Raw genomic sequence first — 18,832 nt, 5'->3', positions numbered from 1 at the left:
GCATTGTTTAGGAGGTGTTTTATGTCTTATAATATTCAAGAAAAAGATGGTGTAATATTGATAGAAATACCTACTAGGCTAGATGCCTCAAATTCTCAGGAATTAAAAGACATAATTGCTAAATATGTAGCAGACAAAAAATACAAATTCATCATAGACTTAACAAACACTGAATTTATTGATTCAAGTGGTTTAGGTGCAATTGTATCAAAAATTGCACATTGTAGAGCAAATGGTGGGGATGTAAAAATTGTTGTAACAAACGACAGAATAAAAGAGATCTTTAATATTACTCACTTAGATAAGGTTTTGAAAGAGTTTAAAACTGTTCAAGAAGCTTTAGAGGAATTTAATAACACTAAAAATGAGTAAAAAATTCGATCCTTCCAAGTTTCATCTTTTGGAAGCAGATTACAGCAAACCTCTCTTAGAAATTCCCATAGAGCTTAAGAAAAAAATTATCAATAGACTAACTATTCTTTATGACTCCTTCAAAGCCAAAAAATGGTATCCAGAAGTAGAACGAATAATGAAAGTTTATTATGCCCATAAAACAGATACAATGAAGGAGTGGGAAAAACGGTTTAACCCAAAAGATCGTTTTACAGAAAAAGATGTAGTGCTGATAACTTATGGGGACATAATAAAAAATAGATACAAAAAACCGATAAAAGTATTGTCCAAGTTTGTAAAAAAATATCTAAAAAATGTAATTAATACAATACACCTTCTCCCTTTTTACCCTTATTCATCTGATAGAGGTTTTTCAGTTATAGATTTTGAACAGGTTGACCCAAGAATAGGTAGTTGGGAAGATATTATTAATCTTAAAAAAGATTTCAAGCTTATGTTCGATGGCGTTTTTAATCACATTTCATCAAAAAGTAGGTGGTTTCAGGAGTTCTTAAATGGCAATCCTGACTATCAAAATTATTTTATTGTGTTGTCAACAAAAGAGATGATTTCTGAAGATCATTTAAAACTAATATTGAGGCCAAGGACGACCCCACTTTTTACAGAATTTGATACAATAAATGGTAAAAAACTGGTTTGGACTACTTTTAGTCCAGATCAAATTGATCTAAATTACAGAAATCCAAAGGTTTTAATTAGAATGCTTGATATTTTACTCTACTACGTTAGAAGAGGCGCTGATATCATAAGGCTTGATGCGGTAACATATCTGTGGGAAGAACTGGGTACAGAATGTGCCCATCTTAAACAAACCCATGAAACAATAAAACTTTTTAGAGATATTTTAAGTTTTGTAGCACCACACGTGGCCATAATTACTGAAACAAATGTCCCTCATGAACAAAATATTAAATATTTTGGCAATGGATATGACGAAGCACATATGGTATATAATTTTGCTTTGCCACCACTCGTTTTATATACATACTACACAAAAGATTCGACGAAACTTACAAACTGGGCAAAAACTATCACAAAAGTTTCTGACGAAGCAACTTATTTTAATTTTTTAGATTCCCATGACGGAATAGGGCTTTTGCCTGCTAAAGGGATATTGGATGATAAAGATATAGAAATGATGGTTTTAAAAACCCTTGAGCATGGAGGCTTTATCTCATACAGGACTGACAAAGACGGGAACGAGTCCCCTTATGAACTGAATATTACATGGTACAGCGCATTAAACAACGAAGATGAGCCAGAAGATGAAATGATTAAACTAAAAAGATTTATCTCATCTAGAGTAATTGCACTATCATTTATGGGGGTTCCTGCAATATATATACACAGTTTATTCGCATCAAAAAATGATGCCGAAGCAGTTTTAAATGAAAAGCAAACAAGAAGTATAAACAGGAAAGTATTAAGTGAAAAATCGTTAAATGAAATTTTAAGAAATGAAAGTAGCCATAGTCATAAGGCATTGAAAATGCTTATTAATGTTATATCTAAAAGAGTTAAAGAAAAAGCATTCCATCCAAACGCACAGCAAAAAGTTATAAACATAGATAAAAGAGTTTTTGCATTACTAAGAGAATACGAAGACTCTAAAGTTTTAGTCATAGTAAACATCACAGATGCTGAATTTGACCTAAATATTAATTTAAAACATTATTTTAAAAACAACTGCGATCTCGTAAATTTGATTACTGAGCAAAAGATAAGCTATAAAGATTCTAATTTATTAATAAAACTAAAACCTTACGATTATTTATGGTTAAAGGGATATTAGATTATTTGAATATTTATATATTATAATAATCTAATATTCTCTGCTGCAACTAATTGGTAAATATTATAAAAAAGTGTTGATTTTTTATTAAGCATATGTCAAAATTAAATAGAACAGTTTATAGGGGGTTTTATTATGGGCAAATTCAATGAAATTTTAAAAGAATATGGTATAAGCAGAAGAGATTTTCTAAAATACTGTACTGCTTTATCAGGTACTTTAGCTCTATCTCCAGCTTTTGCACCAAAAATTGCTGAAGCTATTGAAAATGATAACAGACCTCCGGTTATTTGGTTGGAATTTCAAGATTGTGCAGGGGATTCAGAATCTTTATTAAGAGCAAACAGGCCAACAGTAGCCGAACTTGTCTTGGATTACTTATCTATTGATTATCATGAAACAATCATGGCTGCAGCAGGACATCAAGCTGAAGCAGCAAGAGAAGAAACTGTAAAAAAATACAAAGGTAAGTATATCTGCATTGTTGAGGGTTCAATACCTGTTGAAGATGATGGAGTATATTGCTGTGTAGGTGGGAGATCAGCTGTTGACATCCTAAAAGAGGTTGGTGGAAACGCAGCCTTTGTGATTGCAGTTGGCACCTGTGCTGCATATGGTGGTTTACCAGCTGCTTACCCAAACCCTACTGGTGCTAAATCTGTAAAAGAGATAATCCCAGAAAAAACAGTTATCAATCTGCCTGGGTGCCCAATGAATGTTGATAATTTAACAGCCACTGTTGTACATTATTTACTTTTTGGTGCTGCACCTGCACTTGATAAATTTTTAAGACCAAAATTTGCTTATGGTAAACGGATCCATGATAATTGTGAAAGAAGAGCACATTTTGATGCTGGTCAATTTGTAGAAGAGTGGGGAGATGAAGGGCATCGTCAAGGATGGTGTTTATATAAGATGGGTTGCAAAGGCCCAGAAACTTTTCATAACTGCCCAACCGTCAGATGGAATGAAGGTACAAGCTGGCCTGTAATGGCAGGACACGGTTGTGTTGGATGTAGTGAACCAGGCTTTTGGGATACTATGACGCCAATTTACAAAAGATTACCAAATGTACCTGGCTTTGGTGTTGAAGCTACAGCCACAAAAATTGGAACAACCATTGTGGGGATTTCAGCTGTAGTGTTTGGTGTTCACGGTATTGTTACAGCAATTAGAAACCGTGGACTTGTGAAAAAAGTAGAAAACGAATTTGAAGACAAAGAATAATATAAAGTGGGGTGTAAGCTATGGCTAATAGAATAGTTGTTGATCCAATAACAAGGATAGAAGGTCATTTAAGAATAGAAGCAAAAGTAGAAAATGGAAAGATTGTTGATGCTTGGTCAAGCTCAACAATGTTTAGAGGTGTAGAAAAAATCCTTCAGGGGAGAGATCCAAGAGACGCATGGTATTTTACTCAAAGATTTTGCGGAGTATGTACCACTGTTCACTCTATTGCATCTATTAGGGCAGTAGAAAACGCTCTCGGCATCAAAATACCTTTTAACGCTGAAATGATTAGAAATATCATTATCGGTATTCAAAATGTTCAAGACCACGTAATCCATTTTTATCACTTACATGCATTGGATTGGGTAGATATAGTTTCTGCTCTCAAAGCTGATCCTAAGAAAACAGCAGCATTACAGCAAAGTATATCTGATTGGAAGTATTCTAGTGAAGATTACTTTAGGTCTGTTCAAAACAAAATTGCTGTTTTTGCTAAAACAGGAAGACTTGGACCATTTGGCAATGCTTACTGGGGGCATCCTGCTTATAAATTACCACCAGAAGCAAACCTAATGGCAGTAGCTCATTACCTTGAAGCATTACATTTGCAAAAAGAGATAATTAAAATACACGCTATTTTAGGTTCTAAAAACCCACACCCACAGACTTTCCTTGTTGGTGGGATGTCTGTACCTGTTGACCCAAACAGCCAAAATGCTTTAAATGCTGATAGAATTGCCCAAATAAAAGAGTTTGTAAATATGGCAAAAGAGTTTGTAGAACAAGTATATATCCCTGACCTTTTAGCTGTAGCACAGTTTTATCCTGAGTGGGCATCTATTGGTGCTGGAGTCAAAAACTTCTTATCATACGGTGAATATCCAGAAGATCAATCTGGTTATCCAAACGGATTATGGATACCATCAGGGATTGTTTTAAATGCAGATATTAGCAAGGTATTAGAAGTTGACCAGAAAAAAATCACTGAATATGTAACTCATTCTTGGTATGAATATACAGGTGGGGATGATAAGGGTAAACATCCATTTGATGGTGAGACAAACTGGAAATATACTGGGCCGAAACCTCCATATGAATACCTTGATGTAGATAATAAATACTCATGGGTAAAAGCTCCAAGATACGATGATAAACCTATGGAAGTTGGTCCATTGGCAAGAATGGTTGTTGGGTATGCAAAAGGGCATAAAGAGATTAAAGATGCAGTTGACTGGGCATTGAAAAAACTTGGTGCAGGCCCTGAAGTATTGTTCTCAACATTGGGAAGAACAGCAGCAAGAGGTATAGAAACACTTATCACTGTGAATAGATTGCCAAAATGGATAGATATGCTTGTTGCAAATATAAAATCTGGTGATTTAAGTGTTCATAACGGTGAAAAGTGGGATCCAGAAACATGGCCATCAAAAGCTGCTGGTTACGGTTGGCACGAGGCACCAAGAGGAGCTTTAGGACATTGGATTGTTATTGAAAACAAACAGATAAAGAACTATCAGGCAGTAGTTCCTTCCACTTGGAACGCTGGCCCAAGAGATGCAAAAGGGCAAAGAGGGCCATATGAAGAATCTCTAATTGGAACCCCAATTGCTGACCCTGATAAACCACTTGAAATATTAAGAACAATTCATTCTTTTGACCCATGTCTTGCATGTGCTGTGCATGTATATGACGAAAAGGGCAAACTTCGCTCTAAAGTGAAGGTTTTATAGGAGGCCATTATGGCTAATACGTATAAAGATTGTCCAAAATGTGCTGCTAAAAAATTTGTTTATGTTTGGGAAGCCCCAGTTAGAATCAGCCACTGGTTAAATTTCTTTTCGATAATTATTTTATCATTTACAGGATTATATATTCATTACCCTTTTATCTCTGCTTCTTCGAGATATGGTGTATACGTAATGGGAACTATCAGGTATGTTCATTATCTTGTGGGTGTTATTTTTGCTTTTAGTGTTCTTTTGAGATTGTTCTGGCTATTTGTGGGTAATAAATATGCAAGCTGGCATTCATTTTCCAACCCATTTAAAAAAGAAGATAGAAAAATATTCTTCTCCTATCTCAAATACTACACATTTTTGGAAAAAGAACCTCCTCATACTTTAGGACACAACCCAGTGGCACTTGTTGCTTACATAGTTCTTTTCAATCTTTTCATTTTACAAATAATTACTGGTTTTGCATTGTGGGCTCAAGCAGATCCTAATTCAACACTATACTCGCTTACATCATGGGTATTTTCCATTGCAAGCAATCAGTGGGTTAGATTTTTCCATTATTTAGTTATGTATCTTATAGCTGGATTTGTAATTAACCACTTATACTCCGCAGTCATTTTTGACTTTAAGACTCAATCTGGAGAAATTAGTTCTATCTTTTCAGGTTGGAAACCTGAAAGAAATCATTAATAAAAGCCGCCATCAGGCGGCTATTTTTTTGAGGGTGCAATGAAGATATTGGTTTTGGGTTTAGGAAATCTTTTAATGAATGATGACGCTGCAGGGTTAGAAATTATTTATAGATTACAAAAGCATTATGACTTAAATAAATACCCATTTTTGCACTTTATGGATGGTGGGACATTGGGGCTTGATATAGTTCCCCACCTTTCTGATGTTACTCATCTCATTATTGTCGATGCTGTAGATCTAGACTTACCACCAGGAACTGTGGTGAAAATAGAGGGGGAAGATATTCACGCTGTATTTGAAAACAAACTTTCACCACATCAGATGGGTTTAAAAGATATTTTAACTGCTGCAGAGCTGGTTGACATAAAATCTGAGTATGTAGTGATGTATGGAATTCAAATTAAAGATATAAATATGGATAAAGAATTTTCAAAAGAAGTAGAAAACAATTTAGACAAATTAGAAAATAAAGTAAAAGAAGAAATAGATTCGATATTAAAAAAATTTGCTCAAAAATTATAAGAAAGAACTCCTGCTTTATCAGGAGCTCTTTCTTTTATTTTAGATTTTTCACGATTTCTGCGGCAACTGCTTCTGGTGACAACCCAATTAATTCAAATATATGATCAGGTTTACCAGAATAAGAATAACCTTTAACTCCAAATTTTACAAGTTTTACACCACATCCGTTTTCAGCGATAAAATCAGCAAGAATGGAACCAAGCCCTGTGTTTACATTATGATCTTCATAAGTAAACCATATCTTACTATCTTTAAACCTTTCTAAAACCTCTAAATCAAGCTTAAAAGGTGATGAAACATTCAAAACAGCAAGATTTACTCCTTGATTTGAAACAATATCATACACTTTAACAGCACGATGAAGCATTGATCCATAACTAAAAAGAGGGATTTCTCCATCTCTTATTACATCTATTTTTCCATATTTAAACTCATAATCATCGCCATAATATGGTCTGCCTTCTTTATCTGCAATTACCGGGACTTTTGATCTACCCATTGCAATTAAAAAATTCCCATACTCTTTTGCAGCATATCTGACAGCTCTATCCGTTTGGTTTGGATCAGCAGGAACAATTACCTTAAATCCATAGAGATTTCTCATTGCTCCTATATAATCAATACATTGATGAGTTTTACCATCTTCTCCAACATCTATACCCACATGTGTTGTAACCACTTTGAGATTTGTATCATTTATATCATTTAGTCTTTGCTGATTATAAGTTTCATCAATCCCGAACACTCCAAAGTCTGCAAAAAATGAAACAAGCCCATTTACACTTGCAGCTCCAGCACAAACTGCCGTATGATGCTCCTGAATCCCTGCTTCATAAAAGTTTTCTGCAAACTCTTTTGCCACCTTATCAGTTTTAACAGAACCAGCCAAATCACAATCAAAAACGATTATCGGAGTATTATTTTCAGCCATATTTATCTGAACTAGCTCAGTAATAGCATTACCAAAAACACCTCTGTTATCCATAGATACATCTGTGCCATAAGTTTTTGGGAAACCTGTATCTACAGCAACTTCATATCTAAAAATCTCATGAGCTGATTCATCAAAAACAAACTGTTTTCTCATCTCTTTATACTTTTCAAGGTCATTTTCAAGTCCCAGCTCTTTCAGGGCAGCATCAAGTTGCTCTTCATTTAAGGGTTTTCCATGATAAACCTCTTTATTTTCCATAAAAGATACACCCTTACCCATAACAGTTTTTGCTAGTATCAAAACAGGCCTTGCTATCTTTTTAGCTTGATAAATTGCATCAGCAATCTCTTTAATATTATGCCCATCTATTTCAAGAACTGCCCAACCAGAAGCGATATATTCATCTTTTATATTCTGAGGCATAACCTCAGATATATTACCACTAATCTGCAATTTATTATAATCTACAAAAGCTATCAAATTATCTAAATTGTATTTAACAGCAAATCTTCTTGCTTCGCTAACTTGACCTTTCTGCTGCTCACCATCACCCATAAAACAGTAAACACCATACTCAGCACCTAAATGCTTTGCTGCAAGAGCCATACCACACGCCGCAGATAACCCTTGCCCTAAATTACCTGTAGTCCATTCTACACCTGGCACCATTCTCTCTATATGCCCCTCAAAGATACTCCCAGCCAATCTAAAATAAGCGATTGCCTCATCAATATCAAAAAAACCATTTCTACCAAGAGCAGAATATACACCTGGAGATGTGTGCCCATGAGAAACAATTATTCTGTCTCTATTAAGCTCTTTATAGTTATCAGGGGAGATATTAGCTATTTTATATACTGTCAAATACATATCAATAGATGACATCGAGCCACCAGGATGCCCACTTCCTGCAAGGGTAGTCATTTTTAAAATATCCCCTCTACACAAAACAGACATCTTTTCTAATTCTTTTATTTCTGCTTCACTTAATATTTTCATACAACTCTCCGGTATTCAGAATTTTGATTATGAACTATTAACAAACTAACAAGGCTATGTCAATTTATCTTTTATCTTTAATTTTATTGAACTTTTAAGATAAAAAAGATATATATTTAAAATATGTTGCACAATAAAAAATTAGCATTTTGGGATTGCTTTGCTAATGCTCGCAATGATCAACTTATCTGTCATTGCGAGGAGTGTAAGCGAAGAAGCAATCTCATATTAATTTTCAATAAGTTAGACTATTGTGCAACATACTCTTTAAAAAAATTAAAAAGGGGTCAAAAATGAAAAAGGTTATAACTTTATCTTTAGTTTTCACTTTATTTTTAATACTTGGATGTGCAAAAAAACAAAACCCAGAATTATTAATCAAACAAAATTTAAACAAAGATGAATTTGCAATAATAAGCGAAATTCTTGATAAGAATCCGCCTTCAAGCAGTTATAAATATTATAAAACTTACCATTCTGATGACAATAGATTTTTCGCTTTCACATGGGTTCATAAAAAAAGAGATAAGTTTTATATAAAAACTTTGGAATTATATGACAGAAATCACAGAGCCAAAGTTAACAAATTTTTGGGTGCTAATTATGTAAAAGTAATAAACGGAAATATTTATAGCTGTTATGGTACATCCTTAAAAGAACCTGTAATCACAAACAACGGAGTTAAAGTTAACTGGTATATCTTTGATAATGGTGAATGTAGTCAAACATTTAAAATCTTAATACATGATAGCAACCAGGCAGAACAACTTGTAGACGCTTTGCAATCATTAATAAATAAAATACCTGAAGAAGAAAATAAATTTGAAACATTTAGAAATCAAAAATATGAACCTCAAAAGCCAGAGCAAAAAAGTAAATGCAGCGTTGAAAAGATATTAAAAATGAAAGAGATTGGTTTAACTGTAGAGGAAATAAAAAAGGTTTGTGAATAAAAACTAACATTTTATAATGATAACCCTTTTTACCATATTTTTAAAAACTGTTTTACCAATATTTGTTATTATTGCAATTGCGTTTATTTATAACAGGGTAAAAGATATAGATTTTCGTTTTGTGACTGATATTACATTAACCATTTTTGCACCAATTTTTGTATTTCACTCTCTACTTTCATACAAAATTAATTTAATCAGCTTGTACAAGCCAATGATATTTATGATTTTATTAGTATCATTATTGATAATTATTTCGCTAATTATTTTCAAATTTTTCATTAACGATGCAAAATATAAAATACCATTTATACTGTCCGTTTCAATGATAAATGTCGGAAATTTTGGTTTGCCTCTTATTAGTTTCGCATATGGTAATAAAGGGGTTTTCTTTTCTATTATCTATTTTGTGGTATTCAATATCCCTCTTTCCACACTTGCCATAATGTTATCATCAAATGAGAAAAATTTTCTACTTGCGTTCAAAGATGTATTAAAGATACCACTTATCCACGCATTTTTACTTGCTATAATATTTTCTGAGTTTAACCTTAGACTTCCAGAATTTTTAGACAAATCATTTGGAATTTTATCCAATGCAGCAATTCCACTTCTAATATTTATTTTGGGTCTTCAACTATCCAAAATTAAATTTACATCAAAACTATTAAAACCAGCTTTTTTATCAGTATTTCTAAGACTGGTTATTTCACCTTTAGTGGCAATTTGTATTACAATTTTTTTGAATATTGAAGGGATAGAAAAACAAGTAGCCATTGTTCAAACTTCTGCACCAAGCGCCCTTCTCCCTCTGATGTATGCTATCAGATTCAATAGATCACCTGAATTTCTCTCAACAACAATTCTTCTTTCAACAATTTTATCTGGACTAACCTTACCCATATTAATTTCTTATTTGACTTAAACTGCGATTTATTTATTATATGATAAAATTTGATTGAGGTGATTTATGGGCAAAGTTTTTGCTGTTTCTATCAGTGAGAAAAAAGGGACAAGAAAATACAATGTAAATTCTGTAGAAATAAAAGAAAATTATGGCATTGTTGGTGATGCACACGCTGGCAACTGGCATAGACAGGTAAGTTTTTTAGCAAAAGAAAGTATAGAAAAGATGAGAAACTTAGGCCTTGATGTAAAAAGTGGTGATTTCGCAGAAAATATAACCACCGAAGGTATTGAGCTGTGCAAAATGAAGGTGGGTGAAAGACTTAAAATAAACAATATTGAATTTGTAATCTCTCAGATAGGTAAAATCTGTCACCACAGGTGTGCCATCTACTATCAAGCAGGTGATTGCATAATGCCAAAAGAGGGTATTTTCGCTGTTGTAAAAAATAGTGGAAAAATAACTGTTGGTGACACAATAGAGGTGCTCCCAAAAGATGGTTTTAGTGTAGCTATAATAACATTAAGTGATAAAGGGAGTAAAGGTGAAAGAGAAGATATAACAGGTATAAAAATTAAAGAATACATAGAGCAAAATTTAAAAACTTCATTTATCAGATATGAAATGATCCCTGATGAAAAAGATATTTTGGAAAATATGCTTGTTGACTTCACAGATTTACAACAGTTTGACTTAATAATTACAAACGGTTCAACTGGTATCTCTCCAAGAGATATCGCTCCAGACATTACAAAAAGAGTTATTGAAAAAGAGCTACCAGGTTTTGCAGAAGCAATGAGAATGAAAAGTTTTGAAAAAACACCACATGCTTTAATTTCAAGAGCTATGTGTGGTACAAGAAGAAACTCTTTAATTATAAATGTCCCAGGTAGTCCAAAAGGTGCTTTAGAAAACCTTGAAACTGTTTTTCCTGCAATTCCACATACAATAAAAAAACTACAGGGTGATAAAGAAGACTGTGCAACCAATTAAGAAAAGTTTCTTTTTAGTAATCGATGGTATTGATGGGTGTGGTAAAACTACCCAGTGCAAATTACTTAAAGAATACCTTAACAATATTGGATTAAATATTCTATTAACTAAAGAACCTGGTGGCACAAAAACTGGTACTATTTTAAGAAATATATTGATTTCAACAGATTATGATATCGAACCTAATACAGAACTGCTTCTATATTCTGCAGATAGATTAGAACATCAAAAAAAAATTATAATTCCAGGATTAAACAGTGGCAAAACTATCATTTGTGATAGATTTATCTCATCAACTTATGCTTATCAAATCTTTGCACGTGGATTAGAGAAATCTTTTTTACAATATTTAGAGCAGCACACAGTATTCAAATGGCCTGACTTGACAATTATAATTGATTTACCAGTTGAAATAGCTCTTGAAAGAGCTCTAAAAAGATTAAAAGATCAAAACTGTGAAAATTCTGAAGGTAAATTTGAAAAAAACGGTATCGATTTTTATAAAAAGGTTAGAGAAGGCTTTTTATGGTATAGTAAAAATTACAAAAATGTTAAAGTTATTAATGGTGATAGAGATATAGATAGCTTATTCAAAGAAATAAAATCAATCGTAAACGAAAAGCTATGTTTGTAGGGCACAAGCATCTTAAAAGTTATTTTAAAACAATTTTGATAAACGATACATTCCATCCAGCTTATATATTTGCTGGAAATGAAGGAGTTGGGAAAAAGTTTTTCGCGATTAATTTAGCAAAAGCTGCCCATTGTAAAGATGAAAAGTTTTTTGAAGAGTGCAGTTGTAACAGCTGCATTCAAATAGACCAAAACACTCATCCCGATGTAATTTTATTAAATGAAAATGACCTAACTATTGATAATATTAGAGATTTAAACGAAAGAGCATTTTTATCATCTTTTACTGGTAAAAGAAAATTTTTCATTTTAGATAATTTCCACAAAATAAAAAGAGAAGCTGCAAATGCTATGCTCAAAACATTAGAAGAACCGCCACTTGATACCACTTTTATTTTAGTAACTCACAACTATGAAATGATTATCCCAACAATTAGATCCAGATGTATAAAAATTAATTTTCATAGATTGCCAAAAGATGAAATTGCTCAAATTTTTAATAACGAGGTTGAAGAAAAAAATGTTTTTGATATTCAAAATGAACCTTTACTTAATATTCTAAACGAGATTAATAAAACAAATGATAGAGAAGAGCTTAAAAACCTTTTGACATCAATTGTCAAACAGGCAAAGAAAATAGCTTTTGAAAAAAATAGCATAAAGATGATACAGTTTACAGATTATCTGCTGGATATTTTGAAAAGTGTTGACTATAATATTAATCTTGATATAGCAAAAGGGTATTTAATTACAAAAATTATTGAGGTAAAAAGTGATTGAGATAAATGCTACAGGTGTTGCCTTTAAAAGGGCTGGGAAAATATATTATTTTTTAACCAATAATGTTAATGCTAAAAGAGGGGATTTTGTAGTCGTAGAATCAGAAAAAGGGGAAGATATAGCCACAGTAATCATCCCTGACAGAAAAATTCAAATAGAAGACCTTTCTGTAATGAAAAAGGTCTTAAGGCTTGCAAATAGTGATGATTTAACAAGGCTTGTACAAAACAAAAAAGATGAAATCAAGGCTCTTGAAATTTGCAAGCAATTTGTAAAAAAGCATAAACACGAAATGAAATTATTAAAAGCTGAATATACGCTTGATAGAAAAAAGTTAACATTCTACTTTACGGCTGATGGGAGGATAGATTTCAGAGAGCTTGTAAAAGATCTTGCAAGAGTATTTAGAACAAGGATCGAAATGAGGCAGGTTGGAGTTAGAGATGCTACAAAAATTTTAGGTGGAATAGGTGTTTGCGGAAGAGAGCTGTGCTGTTCTACCTTTTTAAGAACCTTTCAAAATATTTCTATAAAAATGGCAAAAGACCAAAATCTAATATTAAATCCATCAAAAATATCTGGTGTATGTAGTAGGCTTATGTGCTGCTTAATGTATGAAACCTATGAAGAAGATTTAGAAGATGGTGAATTTATAGAATTTCAAGATATAGTTGATGAAGAAAGTGGAGGAAAAATATGAGCAATAAAACCTTTTATGTTACCACCCCTATTTATTATGTAAACGATGTCCCTCATATTGGTCATGCATACACAACAGTTGCTGCTGACGTTTTAGCTAGGTATAAAAGACTTTGTGGTTATGATGTTTTCTTCTTGACCGGGACAGATGAACATGGACAAAAAATCGAACAAGCAGCACAAAAAAAAGGTATTACTCCAAAAGAGCTTGCAGATACTGTTGTTGAAAGATTTAAAAGCTTATGGGTAAAACTTAATATATCCAATGATAAATTTATAAGAACTACTGATGAAGAGCATAAAAAAACAGTACAAAAAATTTTCAAAAAAATGCAAGAAAATGGAGATATTTATTTGGGAGAATATGAAGGTTGGTACTGCACCCCTTGTGAAACTTATTGGACTGAAACCCAGTTGTTAGATGGTAACCATTGCCCATCATGTGGCAGAGAGACTCATAAATTGAAAGAACCAAGTTACTTTTTTAAAATGTCAAAATATCAGAACGAATTACTAAAATATATCCAAGAAAACCCAGATTTTATACAACCAACTTCCAGAAAAAATGAAATTGTATCTTTCATAAAAGAAGGTTTAAAAGATTTATCTGTTAGTAGAGTATCATTTAAATGGGGAATACCTGTCCCTGGGGACGAAAATCATGTAATTTATGTTTGGATAGATGCTTTGACAAACTATATTTCTGCAATTGGTTATTTAGATGAAACAAAGCAGTTTAAAAAATATTGGCCAGCAGATGTCCATCTTGTTGGTAAAGATATTCTCAGATTCCATACAGTTTATTGGCCCACAATGCTCATGAGTGCTGGTCTTCCATTACCTAAAAAGGTATTTGCCCATGGCTGGTGGACTGTAGAAGGTCAAAAAATGAGTAAATCTCTTGGCAATGCCATAGACCCTAACTGGCTCGTGGATACCTTTGGAGTAGACGCTATTAGATACTTTTTGTTAAGAGAAGTCCCTTTTGGCTTAGATGGTGATTTCTCTTTTAAAGCTTTAATTCACAGAATAAATGGTGATCTGGCTAATGACTTGGGAAACCTATTAAATAGAACAATGGGGATGGTTAAAAGATATTTTAATGGCATAATCCCTGAGTATAAAGTTGAAGATGAAACAGACAAAGAGCTTTTAGCAAAAATAGAAGAGGTTTTTGATGAAGTAGATACTCATCTAAACAATATAGCTTTCAACAAAGCTCTCATTTCAATCTGGCAACTTGTATCAGAGCTAAATAAATACATAGATAAAAATGCTCCATGGATGTTAGCAAAAGATGAATCTAAAAGGGATAGATTAGAATCTGTTCTTTATTTAGTATTGGACGGAATAAGAATATTATCTTTACTAATTTATCCATTTATGCCTCAAACATCTGAAGAAATAAGAAGACAATTAAATATCGATATAGATGTATTTAAAAGTGACTTTGAAGATTTGAAAAAAGTAAAACAATTAAAACCTGGACTAAAACTCGGAGAAGCTAAACAGCTTTTCCCAAGAATAGATGAAAAAGAATTTATTGATAAAATAAAAGCTGAAAATGAAAAAACAAAACCAGAACCAGAAATTGAACAAATCACAATAGACCAGTTTTCAAAAGTGGTATTAAAAGCAGGTAAAATACTAGAAGCTGAAAAAATTAAAAAATCTGAAAAGTTGTTAAAACTAAAAGTTGATCTTGGAAATAACGACATAAGACAGATAGTGGCAGGTGTTGCTAAAAGTTATAATCCAGAAGATTTAAAAGGGAAAACAGTTGCAGTAGTTTCAAACTTAAAACCTGCTAAGCTTATGGGTGTAAAATCTGAAGGGATGATTTTAGCTGCCTGGATTGGGGATAAACATGTTGTTGTAGAACTGCCCAATGATGTCCCAGCAGGAAGTATAATAAAATGATAGACATTGAAACACAGATAAACAAGCTAAAAGAGAGTGGGGCATTCTTCACTGATTCCCACTCTCATATTCACTTTGAGCCATTAAATTCGAACCTTGAAGAAGTGTTTAAAAAATGCAAACAAAATAGAATTCATAGAATTGTAAATATTGGTATCAATTACAAAGATTCTGTAAAAGCTTTGGAAATAGCAAAAAAATATGATTTTGTTTATGCTGCAATTGGTGTACACCCTCATGACTCAGCTGATTTTAATATAAAAGAGTTGAGTCTTTTCGAACAACTTGCTGAAAATGAAAAAGTTATCGCTATTGGTGAAATAGGGTTGGATTATTACAGAAATTATGCGCCAAAAGATATTCAACAAAATGTATTCAGGATTTTTCTTGATCTTGCCATCTCTCTACAAAAACCGATAATTATTCATAACAGGGATGCCACCGACGACCTTATAAAAATTTTAGATGAAATGAATGCTGAAAAAAAATTAAGAGGTATAATCCACTGTTTTAATGGCGATAAGAAAATAATGAATTGGGCTTTAAATAACGATTTTTTGATTTCTGTAGCTGGAAATGTTACCTATAAAAAAGCTATTGAAATACAAGAATCTGTTAAAGAGATACCTATTGATCATCTATTAGTTGAAACAGACTCCCCATATCTTGCACCTGTACCTAAAAGGGGGAAAACAAACGACCCTTCTCATACAATTTATACTGCAAATTTTATTTCTCAATTAAAAGATGTGGATATTGTAACACTTGCAAAACAAACGGAGAAAAACTTCACAAAACTTTTCGGTGAATTAAATGCCTTATAAGTTGCTTATTGTTGAAGACAACACAGACACACTTTTGGGTTTAAAAACCTATTTTGAAAGAAAAGGGTTTTCCGTTGATATTGTTGACAATGGTAAAGACGCATATGCAATGATACAGGACAATAGCTACTCCCTCGTTATTACTGATATCAATATGCCCTTTATGGATGGTTTAAATTTTCTGAGTAAAATACGGAGTATCGATGAAGAGTTGCCTGTTATAGTAATAACAGCTTTTTCAAATTTGGATAATATGATTATATCATTTGATCTTGGAGCTGTTGATTTTGTAGAGAAACCTTTTGATCCTGATGAATTGTTAAAAAGGGTCAATAATATTTTAAATAATCTAAATTCTTTATAAAATACTGTTTATTTTTCTATTTACACTTAAATAATAAATGATATAATTAGACATGGTGTTTTATTTTGATTAAAGGAGGCCACCATGAAAAAGAAAACCGTTATCTTTTTAACCACTCTAATTCTTATATTAAGCTTGGCAATCAACGCTTTCGCTGTTAGCCAACGAGCAGGTAAAAGAAAATTTAAAAAATACTGCCACAAAACATGTCATTCCGGTAAAAAGAAAGATATCACTTATGTAACCCCATCAACATTCACTATTGAGCAATGGAAATATTATTTTCAAAATAAGAGGAAAAGGTTGATAGCTATACATAAAAATGGAGAATTAGATACTATTAAACTTAAAGAAAAAGATTGGAAAAACATTGAAGCTTTTTTGACTAACCATGGATTAGGTTCATTTGAACCAGAAAGTTGTACTCAATAAAAAAGGGCTGCTTTCTGCAGCCCTTCTATGCTTTATTTGCACTACCAAGAACATTTATATTTTTATGTTTATACATTTTCACAAGCTCTTCTCTAGCTGGCTTTAAATATTTTCTTGGATCAAACTCTTTTGGATTGTTCCACAAAAACTCCCTAACCTTCGCAGTGAAAGCAAGCCTTCCATCGCTATCAATATTTATTTTACATACAGCACTTGTTGCAGCTTTTCTAAGCTGGTCTTCAGGTACACCAACTGCCCCTTCTAAATTTCCTCCGTATTTATTTATTAACTCAACATATTCAGGTATTACAGATGAAGCACCATGTAAAACTATAGGGAAACCTGGCAATCTTCTTTCAATCTCCTCTAAAATGTCAAATCTAAGAGGTGGTACCTGCTCACCAGGTTTTACTTTGAATTTATAAGCACCATGAGATGTCCCAATAGAAATAGCAAGGGAATCAACCCCTGTCCTTTCCACAAACTCTTCTACCTCATCAGGATTTGTATAGTGAGATTTTTCTGCTTTTACATCCTCTTCTATACCAGCTAAAACTCCCAGCTCACCTTCAACTGTCACATCAAACTGATGAGCATATTCCACTACTTTTCTAGTAATCTCAATATTCTCCTCAAAAGGTAAATGAGAACCATCTATCATAACAGAAGAAAAGCCATTATCTACACAGGCCTTACACAACTCAAAACTATCACCATGATCAAGATGTAATGCTATAGGGATTTCATAGCCAAGCTCTTTAGCATACTCCACAGCCCCCATAGCCATATACCTTAACATTGTAGCATTTGCATACTGTCTTGCCCCTTTTGATACCTGCAATATCACAGGTGATCTTGTTTCAACACAAGCTTGAATTATAGCCTGTAATTGCTCTAAGTTGTTGAAATTATAAGCAGGGATGGCATATTTACCTTCCATCGCCTTTTTAAACATCTCTCTTGTGTTAACAAGCCCTAACTCTTTGTAACTAATCCCCATAAGCTCCTCCTTAGTCATTTATTTTATTCAAAATTTCATCAACAGAGTTGAAGACTCCAAACTCTGTAATAAATCCACTAATAAGATTTGCAGGTGTCACATCAAAAGCAGGGTTATAAACATTAACATTTTCTGGAGCAATCAATTTATCACCTACTTTTCTAACCTCATCAGGATTTCTATGCTCAATTACAATATCATCACCACATTCTATACTAAAATCAAAAGTTGAAATCGGAGCAGCAATATAAAGTGGAATATCATGAAAATATGCTAAAACTGCCAGCTGATAAGTGCCAATTTTGTTTGCAGTATCCCCATTTTTGGCAATTCTATCAGCACCAACAATTATTTTATCTATCTTCTTTTGCTTCATCAAAAAGCCAGGCATATTATCACAAATAAGAGTACAGGAAATCCCCTCTTCCATCAATTCAAAAGCTGTCAATCTTGCACCCTGCAAATAAGGCCTTGTCTCATCTACATACACATGTATATTCAAACCTGCCTCTTTTGCCGCCCTAAGTACCCCAAGAGCTGTGCCATATCCAGCTGTAGCAAGCGCTCCAGCATTACAGTGAGTAAGAATATTATCACCATCTTTAATAACCTGTAGCCCACTTTTACCAATCATTCTGTTGTACTCGATATCCCTTTCAAAAAGTTTAACTGCGCTTTCTTCAACAAAATCTATATTACCTTCTGCATACTCATAGGCAGCCTTCATTTTATCAAGAGCCCATTTAAGATTTACTGCAGTTGGTCTTGTATTGAGCAGTAAACTATAAATTTCATCTATATTTTTTCCCTCTTTGAGCCCTAAAACTACACCAAAAGCAGCCGTAACACCAATTGCAGGAGCACCTCTAACAACCATATCTTTTATGGCATTTGCCACATTTTCTGCAGTATTGCACTCAACATACCTTTTTTCATGTGGTAAGATTCTCTGATCAAGAAGTTTTAATACTCCATTTTCCCAAATAATAGGCTCAACCATAAAAACC

Annotated in this window: 19 protein-coding genes; 16 read left to right on the top strand and 3 right to left on the bottom strand. The window is 33.0% G+C overall.

Annotated features, from left to right (window positions below; all coding sequences use genetic code 11):
• Nucleotides 1-21: 21 nt before the first annotated feature.
• From DEFDS_RS00395 to DEFDS_RS00370, 6 genes are all read left to right on the top strand, one after another.
• Nucleotides 22-372 (top strand): STAS domain-containing protein, encoded by a 351-nt coding sequence (locus tag DEFDS_RS00395; RefSeq protein WP_013006839.1) that lies wholly within the window; start codon nt 22-24, stop codon nt 370-372.
• Nucleotides 365-2,206 (top strand): alpha-amylase family glycosyl hydrolase, encoded by a 1,842-nt coding sequence (locus DEFDS_RS00390; RefSeq protein WP_013006838.1) that lies wholly within the window; start codon nt 365-367, stop codon nt 2,204-2,206. Before DEFDS_RS00395 ends, DEFDS_RS00390 begins: the two co-directional genes overlap by 8 nt.
• Nucleotides 2,207-2,341: 135 nt before the next feature.
• A complete protein-coding gene (locus DEFDS_RS00385) occupies nt 2,342-3,433 on the top strand; it encodes a hydrogenase small subunit (protein ID WP_013006837.1) in 1,092 nt (363 codons plus the stop codon).
• A 20-nt stretch (nt 3,434-3,453) separates the two neighbouring features.
• Complete coding sequence (locus tag DEFDS_RS00380; protein ID WP_013006836.1) at nt 3,454-5,166, top strand: nickel-dependent hydrogenase large subunit; 1,713 nt, start codon at nt 3,454-3,456, stop codon at nt 5,164-5,166.
• 9 nt (nt 5,167-5,175) lie between these two features.
• On the top strand, nt 5,176-5,862 hold the full coding sequence (gene cybH / locus DEFDS_RS00375) for a Ni/Fe-hydrogenase, b-type cytochrome subunit (protein WP_013006835.1): 687 nt from the start codon (nt 5,176-5,178) through the stop codon (nt 5,860-5,862).
• Nucleotides 5,863-5,901: 39 nt separating this feature from the next.
• Nucleotides 5,902-6,387 (top strand): HyaD/HybD family hydrogenase maturation endopeptidase, encoded by a 486-nt coding sequence (locus tag DEFDS_RS00370; protein ID WP_013006834.1) that lies wholly within the window; start codon nt 5,902-5,904, stop codon nt 6,385-6,387.
• A 34-nt stretch (nt 6,388-6,421) separates the two neighbouring features.
• Here the strand turns inward: DEFDS_RS00370 and DEFDS_RS00365 are convergent, their stop codons facing one another.
• Nucleotides 6,422-8,320, bottom strand: coding sequence for a transketolase (locus tag DEFDS_RS00365; protein WP_013006833.1), 1,899 nt, complete (start codon nt 8,318-8,320; stop codon nt 6,422-6,424).
• A gap of 293 nt (nt 8,321-8,613) precedes the next feature.
• Here DEFDS_RS00365 and DEFDS_RS00360 point away from each other — a divergent pair, with 293 nt between their 5' ends.
• The 10 genes from DEFDS_RS00360 to DEFDS_RS00315 all read left to right on the top strand — a co-directional run bounded on the left by DEFDS_RS00360 (nt 8,614) and on the right by DEFDS_RS00315 (nt 16,825).
• A complete protein-coding gene (locus tag DEFDS_RS00360) occupies nt 8,614-9,273 on the top strand; it encodes a hypothetical protein (RefSeq protein WP_041223515.1) in 660 nt (219 codons plus the stop codon).
• 16 nt (nt 9,274-9,289) lie between these two features.
• On the top strand, nt 9,290-10,198 hold the full coding sequence (locus DEFDS_RS00355) for an AEC family transporter (RefSeq protein ID WP_013006831.1): 909 nt from the start codon (nt 9,290-9,292) through the stop codon (nt 10,196-10,198).
• 45 nt (nt 10,199-10,243) lie between these two features.
• Nucleotides 10,244-11,173 (top strand): MOSC domain-containing protein, encoded by a 930-nt coding sequence (locus DEFDS_RS00350; protein ID WP_013006830.1) that lies wholly within the window; start codon nt 10,244-10,246, stop codon nt 11,171-11,173.
• Complete coding sequence (gene tmk / locus DEFDS_RS00345) at nt 11,160-11,807, top strand: dTMP kinase (protein ID WP_013006829.1); 648 nt, start codon at nt 11,160-11,162, stop codon at nt 11,805-11,807. The genes DEFDS_RS00350 and tmk overlap by 14 nt, the downstream gene beginning before the upstream one ends.
• Nucleotides 11,798-12,586 carry an ATP-binding protein gene (locus tag DEFDS_RS12485; RefSeq protein WP_013006828.1) on the top strand — a complete coding sequence of 263 codons (789 nt, stop codon included), beginning with the start codon at nt 11,798-11,800 and terminating at the stop codon, nt 12,584-12,586. The genes tmk and DEFDS_RS12485 overlap by 10 nt, the downstream gene beginning before the upstream one ends.
• Nucleotides 12,579-13,286, top strand: coding sequence for a PSP1 domain-containing protein (locus DEFDS_RS00335; RefSeq protein WP_013006827.1), 708 nt, complete (start codon nt 12,579-12,581; stop codon nt 13,284-13,286). Before DEFDS_RS12485 ends, DEFDS_RS00335 begins: the two co-directional genes overlap by 8 nt.
• Nucleotides 13,283-15,205, top strand: coding sequence for a methionine--tRNA ligase (gene metG, locus DEFDS_RS00330; RefSeq protein WP_013006826.1), 1,923 nt, complete (start codon nt 13,283-13,285; stop codon nt 15,203-15,205). The genes DEFDS_RS00335 and metG overlap by 4 nt, the downstream gene beginning before the upstream one ends.
• The gene (locus DEFDS_RS00325) at nt 15,202-16,029 is read left to right on the top strand and encodes a TatD family hydrolase (RefSeq protein ID WP_013006825.1); all 828 of its coding nucleotides are present in this window, start codon (nt 15,202-15,204) and stop codon (nt 16,027-16,029) included. The genes metG and DEFDS_RS00325 overlap by 4 nt, the downstream gene beginning before the upstream one ends.
• Complete coding sequence (locus tag DEFDS_RS00320; RefSeq protein WP_013006824.1) at nt 16,019-16,393, top strand: response regulator transcription factor; 375 nt, start codon at nt 16,019-16,021, stop codon at nt 16,391-16,393. The genes DEFDS_RS00325 and DEFDS_RS00320 overlap by 11 nt, the downstream gene beginning before the upstream one ends.
• 84 nt (nt 16,394-16,477) lie before the next feature.
• Entirely contained in the window at nt 16,478-16,825 is a 348-nt protein-coding gene (locus DEFDS_RS00315; RefSeq protein ID WP_013006823.1) for a hypothetical protein, read from the top strand.
• A 25-nt stretch (nt 16,826-16,850) separates the two neighbouring features.
• On the opposite strand, the gene DEFDS_RS00310 is transcribed toward DEFDS_RS00315, so the two are convergent.
• Nucleotides 16,851-17,825, bottom strand: a complete 975-nt coding sequence (locus tag DEFDS_RS00310; RefSeq protein ID WP_013006822.1) for a class II fructose-bisphosphate aldolase — start codon at nt 17,823-17,825, stop codon at nt 16,851-16,853.
• Between the two features lie 10 nt (nt 17,826-17,835).
• Nucleotides 17,836-18,825, bottom strand: a complete 990-nt coding sequence (mtnA, locus tag DEFDS_RS00305) for an S-methyl-5-thioribose-1-phosphate isomerase (protein ID WP_013006821.1) — start codon at nt 18,823-18,825, stop codon at nt 17,836-17,838.
• Between the last annotated feature and the right edge of the window lie 7 nt (nt 18,826-18,832).

The organism is Deferribacter desulfuricans SSM1 (genome assembly GCF_000010985.1).
GTDB lineage: Bacteria > Chrysiogenota > Deferribacteres > Deferribacterales > Deferribacteraceae > Deferribacter > Deferribacter desulfuricans.
Note: the sequence above shows the minus strand (reverse complement) of the source record. Positions and strands in the feature narration are given on the sequence as shown.

Coding starts and splice junctions, on each gene's coding strand:
- DEFDS_RS00395 (WP_013006839.1), top strand. CDS start 22: ATGTCTTATAATATTCAAGAAAAAGATGGTGTAATATTGATAGAAATA.
- DEFDS_RS00390 (WP_013006838.1), top strand. CDS start 365: ATGAGTAAAAAATTCGATCCTTCCAAGTTTCATCTTTTGGAAGCAGAT.
- DEFDS_RS00385 (WP_013006837.1), top strand. CDS start 2,342: ATGGGCAAATTCAATGAAATTTTAAAAGAATATGGTATAAGCAGAAGA.
- DEFDS_RS00380 (WP_013006836.1), top strand. CDS start 3,454: ATGGCTAATAGAATAGTTGTTGATCCAATAACAAGGATAGAAGGTCAT.
- cybH (WP_013006835.1), top strand. CDS start 5,176: ATGGCTAATACGTATAAAGATTGTCCAAAATGTGCTGCTAAAAAATTT.
- DEFDS_RS00370 (WP_013006834.1), top strand. CDS start 5,902: ATGAAGATATTGGTTTTGGGTTTAGGAAATCTTTTAATGAATGATGAC.
- DEFDS_RS00365 (WP_013006833.1), bottom strand. CDS start 8,320: ATGAAAATATTAAGTGAAGCAGAAATAAAAGAATTAGAAAAGATGTCT.
- DEFDS_RS00360 (WP_041223515.1), top strand. CDS start 8,614: ATGAAAAAGGTTATAACTTTATCTTTAGTTTTCACTTTATTTTTAATA.
- DEFDS_RS00355 (WP_013006831.1), top strand. CDS start 9,290: ATGATAACCCTTTTTACCATATTTTTAAAAACTGTTTTACCAATATTT.
- DEFDS_RS00350 (WP_013006830.1), top strand. CDS start 10,244: ATGGGCAAAGTTTTTGCTGTTTCTATCAGTGAGAAAAAAGGGACAAGA.
- DEFDS_RS12485 (WP_013006828.1), top strand. CDS start 11,798: ATGTTTGTAGGGCACAAGCATCTTAAAAGTTATTTTAAAACAATTTTG.
- metG (WP_013006826.1), top strand. CDS start 13,283: ATGAGCAATAAAACCTTTTATGTTACCACCCCTATTTATTATGTAAAC.
- DEFDS_RS00325 (WP_013006825.1), top strand. CDS start 15,202: ATGATAGACATTGAAACACAGATAAACAAGCTAAAAGAGAGTGGGGCA.
- DEFDS_RS00320 (WP_013006824.1), top strand. CDS start 16,019: ATGCCTTATAAGTTGCTTATTGTTGAAGACAACACAGACACACTTTTG.
- DEFDS_RS00315 (WP_013006823.1), top strand. CDS start 16,478: ATGAAAAAGAAAACCGTTATCTTTTTAACCACTCTAATTCTTATATTA.
- DEFDS_RS00310 (WP_013006822.1), bottom strand. CDS start 17,825: ATGGGGATTAGTTACAAAGAGTTAGGGCTTGTTAACACAAGAGAGATG.
- mtnA (WP_013006821.1), bottom strand. CDS start 18,825: ATGGTTGAGCCTATTATTTGGGAAAATGGAGTATTAAAACTTCTTGAT.